The sequence below is a fragment of the Microbacterium ginsengisoli genome, assembly GCF_000956535.1.
GTDB classification, from domain to species: Bacteria; Actinomycetota; Actinomycetes; order Actinomycetales; family Microbacteriaceae; genus Microbacterium; species Microbacterium ginsengisoli.
The window spans coordinates 1-11,709 of record NZ_JYIY01000039.1; the positions used below are offsets into that span (position 1 = coordinate 1).

Annotated in this window: 13 protein-coding genes; 8 read left to right on the forward strand and 5 right to left on the reverse strand. The window is 71.6% G+C overall.

All coding sequences use genetic code 11. From position 1 onward, the window contains the following. The 5 genes from RR49_RS00860 to RR49_RS00880 all read left to right on the forward strand — a co-directional run. Positions 1–501: biotin/lipoyl-containing protein (locus RR49_RS00860; protein ID WP_045245887.1), on the forward strand; the 501-nt coding region annotated here is incomplete at its 5' end. After that, positions 498–1,673, forward strand: a complete 1,176-nt coding sequence (locus tag RR49_RS00865; RefSeq protein WP_045245888.1) for an acyl-CoA dehydrogenase family protein — start codon at positions 498–500, stop codon at positions 1,671–1,673. The genes RR49_RS00860 and RR49_RS00865, both read left to right, overlap by 4 nt. After that, the gene (locus tag RR49_RS00870; protein WP_045245890.1) at positions 1,666–2,163 is read left to right on the forward strand and encodes a MaoC family dehydratase; all 498 of its coding nucleotides are present in this window, start codon (positions 1,666–1,668) and stop codon (positions 2,161–2,163) included. The genes RR49_RS00865 and RR49_RS00870 overlap by 8 nt, the downstream gene beginning before the upstream one ends. Continuing rightward, a complete protein-coding gene (locus RR49_RS00875; RefSeq protein WP_045245892.1) occupies positions 2,160–2,972 on the forward strand; it encodes an HpcH/HpaI aldolase/citrate lyase family protein in 813 nt (270 codons plus the stop codon). Before RR49_RS00870 ends, RR49_RS00875 begins: the two co-directional genes overlap by 4 nt. Before the next feature lie 97 nt (positions 2,973–3,069). Beyond that, positions 3,070–3,330 (forward strand): DUF6458 family protein, encoded by a 261-nt coding sequence (locus RR49_RS00880; protein WP_045245894.1) that lies wholly within the window; start codon positions 3,070–3,072, stop codon positions 3,328–3,330. 45 nt (positions 3,331–3,375) lie between these two features. Here the strand turns inward: RR49_RS00880 and RR49_RS00885 are convergent, their stop codons facing one another. After that, positions 3,376–5,643, reverse strand: a complete 2,268-nt coding sequence (locus RR49_RS00885; RefSeq protein ID WP_245610927.1) for a heavy metal translocating P-type ATPase — start codon at positions 5,641–5,643, stop codon at positions 3,376–3,378. 109 nt (positions 5,644–5,752) lie between these two features. Here RR49_RS00885 and RR49_RS00890 point away from each other — a divergent pair, with 109 nt between their 5' ends. The 3 genes from RR49_RS00890 to RR49_RS00900 are packed head-to-tail and all read left to right on the forward strand — an operon-like array spanning position 5,753 to position 8,707. Further along, positions 5,753–6,715 carry an aldose 1-epimerase family protein gene (locus RR49_RS00890; RefSeq protein WP_048809473.1) on the forward strand — a complete coding sequence of 321 codons (963 nt, stop codon included), beginning with the start codon at positions 5,753–5,755 and terminating at the stop codon, positions 6,713–6,715. 37 nt (positions 6,716–6,752) lie between these two features. Next, complete coding sequence (locus tag RR49_RS00895; RefSeq protein ID WP_048809474.1) at positions 6,753–8,315, forward strand: amino acid permease; 1,563 nt, start codon at positions 6,753–6,755, stop codon at positions 8,313–8,315. After that, the gene (locus RR49_RS00900) at positions 8,312–8,707 is read left to right on the forward strand and encodes a VOC family protein (RefSeq protein ID WP_045245895.1); all 396 of its coding nucleotides are present in this window, start codon (positions 8,312–8,314) and stop codon (positions 8,705–8,707) included. The genes RR49_RS00895 and RR49_RS00900 overlap by 4 nt, the downstream gene beginning before the upstream one ends. A 329-nt stretch (positions 8,708–9,036) precedes the next feature. On the opposite strand, the gene RR49_RS00905 is transcribed toward RR49_RS00900, so the two are convergent. The 4 genes from RR49_RS00905 to RR49_RS00920 all read right to left on the reverse strand — a co-directional run. After that, positions 9,037–9,735 carry a DUF2461 domain-containing protein gene (locus RR49_RS00905; RefSeq protein ID WP_052671972.1) on the reverse strand — a complete coding sequence of 233 codons (699 nt, stop codon included), beginning with the start codon at positions 9,733–9,735 and terminating at the stop codon, positions 9,037–9,039. After that, the gene (locus RR49_RS15560; protein WP_045245897.1) at positions 9,690–10,268 is read right to left on the reverse strand and encodes a hypothetical protein; all 579 of its coding nucleotides are present in this window, start codon (positions 10,266–10,268) and stop codon (positions 9,690–9,692) included. Before RR49_RS15560 ends, RR49_RS00905 begins: the two co-directional genes overlap by 46 nt. Then, a complete protein-coding gene (locus RR49_RS00915) occupies positions 10,265–10,609 on the reverse strand; it encodes a hypothetical protein (RefSeq protein WP_045245899.1) in 345 nt (114 codons plus the stop codon). Before RR49_RS00915 ends, RR49_RS15560 begins: the two co-directional genes overlap by 4 nt. After that, a partial coding sequence (locus RR49_RS00920; RefSeq protein ID WP_045245901.1) for a metallophosphoesterase family protein occupies positions 10,606–11,709 on the reverse strand: 1,104 nt, incomplete at its 5' end. The genes RR49_RS00915 and RR49_RS00920, both read right to left, overlap by 4 nt.

Here is an 11,709-nt window from a genome sequence, read left to right on the forward strand (position 1 = left end):
ACGGAGCCCGCGTTCGCCTCGCCGCTCTGGCGGGCGGGAAGCGGGTGGCGCGCCTCGGCGCCCGCTGTCGTCGCCGAGCGGGCTTTCGCGACGGCGGACGGCGACGTCGTCGCGGTGCGCCCCGCTCCCGTGACCGGCGAGAGCGCGCGGGATGCGGACGGCACCGTGTGGGTGCACACCGCCGACGGCACCTGGGCGCTCACCCCGCTCAGCCGTCGCGCCGCCGACGAGCGGCGGCGGGCGCGGCGTGAGCGGGGGGATGCGGCATCCGACCCCCGGCTCGCCGCGCCCATGCCGGGCACGGTCGTCGCCGTGCACCACGCCGACGGCGATGCGGTCACCGCCGGCACCCGCATCGTCACGATCGAGGCCATGAAGATGGAGCACCCCCTCACCGCGCCCCACGACGGCACGGTGCACCTCGACGTCGCCGTCGGCGACCAGGTGAGACTGGGGCAGGTGCTCGCCCGCGTCGACCCCCACCCGGAAGGAACACCATGACGCTCACGCACGACTACGACCTCACCGACGACGAGCGCGAGCTCGCCGCGATGGTGCGCGCGTTCGCCGACGAGGTGGTGGCGCCGCGCGCGTACGAGGCCGACCGCACCCACACGCTGCCGCTCGACATCGTCGCGCAGATGGGGGAGATCGGTCTGTTCGGATTGCCTTTCCCCGAGGAGGTCGGCGGCCAGGGCGGCGACTACATGGCCCTGTGCCTCGCGATCGAGGCCCTCGGACGCGTCGACCAGTCGATCGCGATCACCCTCGAGGCCGGCATCGGGCTGGGCGCCATGCCCTTATTCCGCCACGGCAGCGACGCCCAGCGGGAGACGTGGCTGCCCGACCTCGTCGCGGGGCGTGCGCTCGCCGGCTTCGGCCTCACCGAGCCCGAGGCGGGATCGGATGCGGGCGCCACCCGCACGACCGCGAGGCTCGACGGCGACGAATGGGTGATCAACGGCGCGAAGCAGTTCATCACGAACTCCGGCACCGCCATCACCCGCTTCGTGACCGTCACCGCCGTCACCGGCGACCGCGGCGGACGGCCCGAGATCTCGACCATCATCGTGCCCAACGGCACCCCCGGGTTCACCGTCGAGCCCGCCTACGACAAGGTCGGCTGGCACGCCTCCGACACGCACCCGCTCACCTTCGTCGATGCCCGGGTGCCGGCCGAGAACCTCCTCGGCGAGCGGGGCCGCGGCTACGCGAACTTCCTCGCGGCGCTCGATGAGGGGCGCATCGCCATCGCCGCGCTAGCGACCGGTGCCGCAGAAGGATGCCTCGAGGCATCCGTCGACTACGCCAAGTCGCGCACCGTGTTCGGCTCGGCGCTCGCCGGCCGGCAGGGCATCCAGTTCCTCATCGCCCGCATGCAGGCGCGGGTGCACACCGCCCGCCTCGCCTGGCACTACGCCGCCCGGCTGCGCGACGGCGGCCGGCCGTTCAAGACCGAGGCGGCGCTCGCGAAGCTCGTCGCGAGCGAGGCCGCGATGGACAACGCGCGCGACGCGACCCAGGTGTTCGGAGGGAACGGGTTCATGAACGAGTACCCGGTCGCCCGGCACTACCGCGACGCGAAGATCCTGGAGATCGGCGAGGGCACCACCGAGGTGCAGCTGCTGCTGATCTCCCGGTCGCTCGGCCTCGAGGAGCCCGCCCGTGTCTGAGCCTGTCGACCCGCGCGCACCCATCGAGCAGCGCGGACTCTACTTCGAGGAGTTCGAGGTCGGCGCGCGCTACCGTCACCGGCCAGGGCGCACGGCGACCGAGGCCGACAACGTGCTGTTCACGACCCTCACCATGAACCCGCAGGCCCTGCACCTCGACGCCGCGTACGCCGCCACCCAGCCGTTCGGACGGCCCCTCATCAACTCGCTGTGGACCCTCGCGACCATGGTCGGCCTCTCGGTCGCGCAGCTCACGCAGGGCACGCTCGTCGCCCAGGTCGGCCTCGACGACATCTCCTTCCCCGCGCCGCTGTTCGCCGGTGACACCCTCATCGTCGAATCCGAGGTGCTCGCCGCGCGCATCTCCGGATCGCGCCCGGGCCAGGGGGTTGTGACCCTGCGCCACACGGGCCGCAATCAGGACGGAGTCGTGGTGGCCGCGGCATCCCGGATCGTGCTCGTCTGGTGTCGAGACCGGGGCGAGTCATGAGCGTCGAGCTGCCGGGGCCCGCGTTGCTGTTCTGCCCCGCCGACCGACCCGACCGGTTCGCCAAGGCCGCAGAGCGCGCCGATGGCGTCATCCTCGATCTCGAGGACGCCGTCGCCGCCGCCGACAGACCCGCGGCCCGGGCGGCCCTCGCGGCTGCAGATCTCGACCCCGACCGCACCATCGTGCGCGTCAATCCGGTCGGAACCGCTGACCACGTCGCCGACCTCGCGGCGCTCGCGACGACGCCGTTTCGTACCCTGATGGTCGCGAAGGCGGCGTCTGCGGCAGCGCTCGCGACGATCGACATCCGCTACCGCCTCATCCCGCTCTGCGAGACGGCGCGCGGCGTCATCGAGGCCGAATCCCTCGCCACCCTCCCCACGGTGATCGGTCTGATGTGGGGCGCCGAGGACCTCGTCGCCTCGCTCGGCGGCACCTCCAGCCGTGCCCGGGACGGTCGCTACCGCGACGTCGCCCGCCATTCCCGATCGCGCGTGCTGCTCGCCGCGGGGGCGTACGGGCTTGCCGCGGTCGACGCCGTGCACATCGACATCGACGACGAGCGGGGGCTGGCCGAGGAGGCACGGGATGCCGCGGTATCCGGGTTCCACGCGACCGCATGCATCCACCCCGCCCAGGTCGCCGTCGTCCGCGCGGCCTACGCGCCGACCGTGGAGGAGGTCGCGCGTGCCCGGGCGGTGCTCGCCGCCGCCGAGGACTGGGCGGGGGTGTTCGCGTTCGACGGCGCGATGGTCGACGAGCCGCTGTTGCGGCACGCCCGCGCGGTGGTCGCCCGCGCCGGCGGGTGAGGGGCCGGCCGGCCGCTGTCAACCCTGTGCGCAGCGGGAGTGGCACGCGACATGATCGGTTCGGCATCGCGTGGGCGCTGCCGAGAGGAGAAGTGTCATGGGAGTTGGTGGAGGCATCGCCCTCATCGTCATCGGTGCGATTCTCGCGTTCGCGCTGAACATCCCGGTCGGCGGGTTCGTGAACCTGTCGCTCATCGGCTACATCCTGATCGCCGCGGGCGTCGTGGTGTTCATCATCGGTCTGGTCTCGATATCGAGGCGTCGTCAAACCTCGACCGTCACCCGCACGGAGGTCGATCCGGCGAGCGGTCAGCGGACCACCCGTTCGACCACGGAATCCACGAACGACACCCTCTGACGTGCGCGCGTCGGGGTGTCGCATGCACGACGCCCCGACCCGCCCTCAACGCAGGCGCAGGTCGAGTCGCCGCAGCAGCTGGGCGTTGGCGGCGACCACGATCGTCGACAGCGACATGAGCACGGCACCCACCGCCATCGGCAGCACGAAGCCGATCGGGGCGAGCACGCCCGCCGCGAGCGGCACGGAGACCAGGTTGTAACCCGCCGCCCACCACAGGTTCTGCACCATCTTGCGGTAGCTGGCCCGCGACAGGTCGATGACCGAGACGACGGCGCGCGGGTCGGACCCCGCCAGCACGACCCCGGCCGAGGCGATCGCGACGTCGGTGCCGGCGCCGATCGCGATGCCGACGTCGGCTCCCGCGAGCGCGGGTGCGTCGTTCACGCCGTCGCCGACCATCGCGACGCGGTGACCGTCGGCGCGAAGCCGCGCGACCTCGGCGGCCTTGTCCTCGGGGCGCACTCCGGCGATCCAGCGGGTGATGCCGACCTCGGCAGCCACGCGCGCCGCCACCGGTTCGGCGTCTCCGGTCAGCATCACGACGTCGACGCCGCGTTCCCGCAGCGCGGCGACCGCCTGCCGCGAGGTCGGGCGCACCGCGTCGTCGAGCGCGATCGCGCCGATCGTGCTGCCGTCGACGACGACGTGCAGCACCGTCGACCCGGTGGTGCTCCACGCCTGCGCCGCCGCAACGGGCGCGAGTCCGGCGGCGGCGAGCAGGGCCGGGCCGCCGACCGAGACGCGGTGTCCCTCGACGCGGGCGACGACACCGACGCCGGGGGTCGTGACGATGTCGTGGGCCTCCGGCAGTCGGATGCCGCGACCCTCCGCCGCAGCCACGATCGCTCGGGCGAGGGGATGCTCCGACTCGCTCTCGGCAGCGGCGGCGAGGCGCAGCATCCGGTTCTCGTCCGTGGAGTCGAGCGCGGTCACCTCGGGAGTGCCCGCCGTGAGGGTCCCGGTCTTGTCGAACACGACGACGTCGACCGTGCGCATGCTCTCGAGCGCGAGGCGATCGGTCACGAGGATGCCGGCGCGGGCTGCGAGGCCGGTCGCGATGGAGACGACGAGCGGGATCGCGAGACCCAGTGCGTGCGGGCACGCGATGACGAGAACGGTGATGGCGCGCACGACGGCGTCATCAGGCAGGCCGACCGCCGTCCAGACGACGGCCGTCACCACGGCGGCCGTCAGCGCGAACCAGAACAGCCACGCCGCGGCACGATCGGCGATGCGCTGTGCGCGGGTCGTGGTGCGCTGCGCCTCGGCGACGAGCCGCGCGATGCCGGCGAGAGCCGTGTCGTCGCCGACCGCGGTCACCTCGACACGCAGGCCCGAGTCGGTCGCGACCGTGCCGGCGACGACGGCATCGCCGGTCGAGCGCGTGACCGGGCGCGACTCGCCGGTGATCATCGACTCGTCGATCGCCGCCGTTCCCGACACCACGCGCCCATCGGCGGGAACGCGTCCGCCCGGGCGCACGACGACCACATCGCCGACCCGCAGCGTCGCCGGGTCGACCGACTCGGTGCCCTGGGCGGTGACACGCTCGGCCCGATCGGGGAGCAGAGCGGCGAGCGCGTCGAGCGCGGACGACGTCTGCGCGACGGCCCGCATCTCGATCCAGTGCCCGAGCAGCATCACGACGACGAGAAGCGCGAGCTCCCACCAGAAGTCGAGCTGGTGGTCGAGCAGCCCGAGGGAGGCCCCCCACGATGCGACGAACCCGACCGTGATCGCGAGGGCGATGAGCAGCATCATCCCGGGCCGCCGCGCCCGCAGCTCGGCGACGCCGCCGACCAGGAACGGACGCCCGCCCCAGACGTACATCACCGTGCCGAGCACCGGCGACACCCACGACAGAACGGATGCCGCGGGCACCTCGTAGCCGACGAGCATCGCGAACATCGGCGAGAAGGCGACGACGGGCGCGGCGATCACGAGCATGATCCAGAACAGGCGACGGAACTGGCCGACGTGCGCGGAGTGATCGTGGCCGGAGTGGTCGTGGCCGGAGTGGTCGTTCCCCGCGTGGTCGTGTCCCGTGTGGTCGTGCGCCGAGTGATTGTGGTCGGCGCGGTCAGTGTGGTCGCTGGCGACGGTGGCGTCGCCGTGGTCGTGCACGGAGTGACTCGCGTGGTCGTCGTGCGCGTCGTGCCCGCCGTCGTCTTCGCACCCCGCATGGTCATGCCGTTCGTGGGCGTCAGCGGGTGCCGGCGCTGCGTAGCGCGGCGCGTCGGGGGAGTGCGGGTGCACCTGAGGGTGCGGATGCACGTGGTCGTCCGTCTGATCGGGGCTGTTCGTGGTCACAGATCCTGTATACCCCTGAGGGGTATGTCGGCGCAACCGGCCGACCACAGCGCGGTCGCGTTCCGCGCCGCGTGTGGCCGTCGCGCGACGGGTCTGCCAGGATCGCCCCGTGAGCATCGACGCTTCGGCCCCCCTGTCCGGCACCGCGCTGACCCTTCGTGGCGGCGGATACCTCGCCGAGTTGAGCACGGTCGGCGCGACGGTGCGCGTCCTCCGCTTCGGTGACCGCGACCTGATCGTCCCGTTCGCCCGCGACGAGGTGCGCCCCGCGTTCCGGGGCGCGACGCTCGCGCCGTGGCCGAACCGCATCGTCGACGGCGAGTATCGCTTCGCAGGGGAGACGCATCGCGTCGCCCTCACCGAGCCGGAGCGAGGCCACGCCCTGCACGGACTCGTCGGCTGGTACGACTTCGCCGTCGTGGCCCACACGCCCGAGCGCGCCCTCCTGACGACGACGATCGCGGCGCAGTCCGGATACCCCTGGCGGGTTCGCGTCGACGTCGATTACCGACTCGATGGCTCCGGGCTCACCCAGACGGTCACCGCCGTCAATCTGTCCGACACTCCGGCGCCGTTCGGCACGGGACCGCACCCTTACCTCCTTCCGGCGACGGGCTCCGTCAACGAGGCGCTCCTGCACCTCCCCGCCTCCCGCGTGCTCGAGGTCACCCGGCGGCGCCTGAAGCCGCTCGACCTCGCCGAGGTCGCCGTCGACGCCGCTCGCTTCGACTTCCGCGAACCGCGGGTGATCGGAGAGGTCTGCATCGACCACGCGTTCACCGATCTCGCGCGTGACGGCGCGGGTGTGGCATCCGTGACAGTGACGGATGCCGCGGCCCGAGGCGCGCGCATCACCTTCGACGCCGGGTCGCCGTGGGTGCAGATCTGCACCGCCGACCAGCCCGGCGGCCCGGGAAGCCCCGGACACCGCATCGGCGTCGCCGTCGAGCCGATGACGTGCGCGCCGGACGCCTTCAACGCGGAGCGGTACCCGTTCGACACCGGGGTGCTGTCGATCGCGCCGGGGGAGGCGGCATCCGTCACGTGGACGCTGTCGGCAGTGGGAGACTGACTCCACCGCGGCGCCGCCGCGTGCGAACGGAGAGCGCATGACAGACCGCACCGACACGAGCAGGCTCGATCCGGAAGACGCCCAGGAGGGACCCATCGGCACCACGGGGGACCGCGCGCTCGCGGTCGCGGACTTCTCCACCGAGGACGCCGGGTATCACAAGACCCTGCGACCGAGGCAGATCCAGATGATCGCCATCGGCGGTGCGATCGGCACCGGCCTCTTCATGGGGGCCGGCGGGCGTCTCGCCTCGAGCGGACCCTCTCTCGTGCTGGTCTACGCGATCTGCGGCTTCTTCGCGTTCCTGATCCTCCGGGCCCTCGGCGAGCTCGTGCTGCACCGCCCGTCGTCGGGGTCGTTCGTCTCATACGCGCGCGAGTTCTACGGCGAGAAGCTCGCCTTCGTCTCGGGGTGGCTGTACTTCCTCACCTGGGCGATGACCTCGATCGTCGACGTCACGGCAGCAGCTCTGTACGTCAAGTTCTGGGCGCAGTACTGGGAGCCGCTTCAGCAGGTGCCGCAGTGGCTGATCGCCCTGCTCGCCCTCGTCGTGGTGCTGTCGGTCAACCTCGTGAGCGTGCGGCTGTTCGGCGAGATGGAGTTCTGGTTCGCCCTCATCAAGGTGAGCGCGCTCGTGGTCTTCCTTGTCGTCGGCGTCTGCTTCATCGTGTTCGGCGGGCGCACCGACATCGGTGCGACGGGCTTCTCGGTCATCGCCGAGAACGGGGGCGTGTTCCCCCTCGGCGCCGTCGCGCCTCTCCTCGCGATCTCGGGGGTCGTGTTCGCCTACGCGGCGATCGAGCTCGTCGGCACCGCGGCGGGTGAGACGGCCGAGCCGGAGAAGGTCATGCCGAAGGCGATCAACACCGTCGTCTTCCGCATCGCGATCTTCTATGTCGGCTCGGTGCTGCTGCTCTCGCTGCTGCTGCCGTTCACCACGTACGAGGCCGGAGAGTCTCCGTTCGTCACGTTCTTCTCCCACATCGGATCCCCGCAGGCGGGCGCCGTCGCCGGGTCGGTGATGAACTTCGTCGTGCTCACGGCGGCGCTCTCGAGCCTCAACGCCGGGCTGTACTCGACGGGTCGCATCCTGCGTTCGATGTCCGTCAACGGCTCCGCCCCACGGTTCACCGCCAAGATGAGCCGTCACGGCGTGCCGTTCGGCGGCATCCTGCTCACCGCCACCATCACGCTCTGCGGTGTCGGCATCAACGCGCTGTGGCCTTCCGAGGCCTTCGAGATCGTGCTGGAGATCTCCGCCCTCGGCATCATCGGCGGCTGGGCGACGATCATCCTCTGCCAGCTCAAGCTGCGGACGTGGGCGAAGCGCGGCATCCTGAAAGAGCCCTCGTTCCGCCTCTTCGGCGCGCCGTACACCTCGTACCTCACGCTCGCCTTCCTGCTGTTCGTGCTCGTCACGATGGGCTTCTCGGAGACCGGGCGCTGGGTGCTCGCCTCGCTCATCGTGCTCATCCCCGCGCTCGTGATCGGCTGGTTCGCCGCCCGCAAGGGCATCTACGCCGCGGCGGCCGCACGCGAGGGCTACACCGGCACGCACCCCGTCGTCGCCGGACCGCCCCGACCCGAGGAGGACGCATGACCGCCCCCGCTCCGTACCTTCACTTCGACGGCGAGGCCCGTGCCGCGCTGGACTTCTATGCGGCCGCGTTCGGAGGTGAGGTCGAGGCCTACACGTTCGCCCAGTTCTCGCGCACGGACGGGCCGGGCGAGGCGATCGCGCACGGCATCCTGCGTGGACCGGTCGAGCTGTTCGCCGCCGACATTGCCCCGGGGGAGGAGACCACGCACGTGCGAGGCGTGCTGTTCTCGCTGCTCGGCTACGCCGACGCCGACACCCTGACCCGGTGGTTTCAGGCGCTCGCCGATGGCGGCACGATCGTCGACGACCTGCAGGTGCGCCCGTGGGGCGCCCACGACGGTCAGGTCACCGACCGTTTCGGCCTCACATGGCTCATCGGCTGGGAGGACTGAGCCGGGCCGAGCCCCGGGGGCATGGCGCGGGGCGGGGTGATCCGTCGCCGTGACTCACACCGTGACTCAGACCCCCGGGGGTCGCCGACCTGCCTAACGTCGGAACTTCTGCCCGACCCGCCGGTGCTGGGTCCGAACTCCCGGCGTGTCGGCGAGAACATCCGACGGTGCGCTCAGCCCGGGTCGGGCAGGGGCAGCCTGGCCTCGGGCAAGGGGCAAGGGGCAAGGGGCAAGGGGCAGCCTGGCCCCGGGCAAGGGGCACGTGGCACGGGGCGGGCCCCATCCAAGGTCAGGGCCGCGCGGCGCCCGCCCGCGCACAAGCCGCCCGCTCAGCGGGCGCGCACGCGTACGAGGTCGTCGCCGAGGTTCTCGGCGAGCCACGTGAGCCAGGGTGCGACCGCGCGCCAGTGCGACGAGATCTCGTCGTATGCGACGGGTGTGAACCACCAGTCCTCGACGGGTTCCCGCAGTCCGACGGCGAGGTGCTTGAGCCGCAGCAGGTCGATGCGCGGGTGGTCGACCGGGTAGCCGCGCGGTGCGGTGCGCAGCGCGTCATCCGTCATCAGGGTGAACCCCGCATCCGTGAGGCCGGCGAGCACCGGCTCGAGACGGGCGAAGGATGCCTCGTCGGCGACGACCTCCCGGAAGCGGGCGAGTGCGGGCGGCGGAACGTCGTAGACCCCGCCGCCGACGAGCAGGCCCTCGGCGGACAGCTGCAGGTAGAACGCGACCGGAGGCGTCGAGGACACCATGCCGATGTGCGTCTTGTAGGGCGTCTTGTCGGCGCTGAAGCGCACGTCCCGGTAGGGACGGAAGATCTTGAGCCCGCCGAACTCGGGTTCGAGCTCGCCCGCGAGCAGCTCGAACGGGGTGCGCACGTTCTCGTCGTAGCGGTGCTTGTTCGCCAGCCACCACTCGCGCGTGTTGTTCTCGGCGAGCTCGCCGAAGAACGCGATCGCGTCGGGGTTGAGGCCCGTGAAGCTCATGATGCTGCGGATGCCGCGGTGCGCTGCACGAGCGACGACCACCAGATCAGCAGGCCGCCTCCGGCGATGCCGAACGCGAGCCAGGTGATCATTCCGCCGACGGCGCCCGTGATGAAGAATCCGGCGCTGAACGCGGCGATCCAGGCGACGGTGAGCACGACGGAGCCGACGACCAGCAGAATCACCGCGGCCCACGGGTGGGCGCGGAACACCCGGAAGCCGTGCCAGGGCCGCTGGCCGGCGGATGCCGCGGCCACGAGGCATCCGGCCGCTGTCAGCACGAGCGGAACGAGGATCGAGACGGCGCCGGCGACGACCAGCAGGATGATGACGAGCAGCGACATCCACCCGAAGGCGGCGACGCGCGGCCCACCGGGCGCACGGGTCGCGAATGCCCACGCCGCCCAGCCGAGCAGCCACACCTCGACCACGACGATCACGATCGACCCGACGCCGATGATCGAGAGCGCCGTCGTGTCGGTGCTGCCGACGGCGGGCAGAGCCGTCAACCCCTGCGCGACCGCGCCGAGCACGATGACGAGCGCGAGGGCGATGCCCGAGCGCACGCGGCTCATTTGCCGGCCGCCTTGTCGAGCACGGGCTGCAGGTCACCGTCGTAGAGGGTCGTGTCGCCGACCTTCACGATGAGGGTCGTCTTCGCGGACGCGGGGGAGCTCACGGTGATCGTCTCTTTCGTCAGGGTCTCGCCGGTGCAGCTGACGCCGCCGTCGGTGGCGCGAGTGCACACCGGCGCGGTCAGTATGTCGATCTTCGCCGATTGCAGCACGTCGATGCCCGCATACCTCACCTCTTCGAGGTGGGTGCCGCCGACGGGGGCGATGGCCTGCACCTGGGTGCAGGCGGTGAGGGATGCCGCGGCCACGACGAGCGCGGCCAGCGCCCAGGTGCGTCTCACGATGCCGCCTTCTGCTCGTGGGCGAGGATGCGGGCGCGCTCGGTCATGCGCTGGGCGTCGAGCGCGGCATCCGTGATCTTCTCGAGGTCGAACGGGGCCGGAAGCAGCAGCTCGGTGTTGCGGTCGAGGGCGGAGCCGCGACGCATCGCGGGGGATTCGGCCCAGTCGTTGGCGGCGAACTCGCGGGCGCGGGAGGCGAGGTCGCGGGACGCGCCGGTGCCGGCGGGAGTCGCCGCCGAGGCGTGGTCGAGCACGGTGGTGAAGATCGAGAGGGTGCCGTCGCGGTTGTCGACGATCTCGAGCACCTGCTGCTGCTGCGGGAAGTCGATGCACGAGGCCGTCGTGATCTCCCAGAAGCCGCCGCCGTTCGCACCGGGGTGGGCGAGGATCTGGTTGAGGTGCGTGTGACCGTTGAGCCAGGCGATCGCGACGGGGTAGGCCAGGAGCAGGTCGATGACGTCTTCGGCATGGTGCAGCACCGTGGTGTCGCCGGGGCGCTGGGCGTCATTCTCGAGAGTGAGGCTGTTGTGGTGGCTGAGCACCACGACGAGCATGCCCTCGGTGGTCGCCTGCTGCAGCTGAGCCTTCAGCCACTGGAACTGCACGTCGGGCAGGGCCCCGTCGGGGCCGGCCACGGCGTTGCAGGTGTCGAGGCCGATCGCGCGCACGAACGGCGAGAGCTGCGCCGTCCACCAGGTCTCGCCCGAGTCGAGGTTGTGCTGGGTGAAGCCGTGGCCGATGGGTCCGGGCTGCGTCTCTGTCGTGAAGTGCTCGGCCATGAAGTCCCGCTGTGCGAACAGGTAGCGGCCGGGGTTCGCGGTGACCTCTTTGAAGCCGGGGCGTCCGAGCCAGAGCCCGAACGCGTCGAGCAGCTGGGTGACGGCGCTGCCGCTGGCGGCGTAGCCCGCGAGCGCCATCGATGCCGTCGCTTCGAGTGTGTACGCCTTGCGGCCGCCGACGGCGAGGGCGTGCAGCGTGGGGCTGAGGTTGAACGTGCCGAGCAGCAGGGTGTCGTGGTTGCCGTAGACGGCGTACCAGGGTGCGGGGAGGCCGGGGGAGGTCGCCGGGTGGCTGATGGCGTCGTCGAGCAGGGCGGGGAG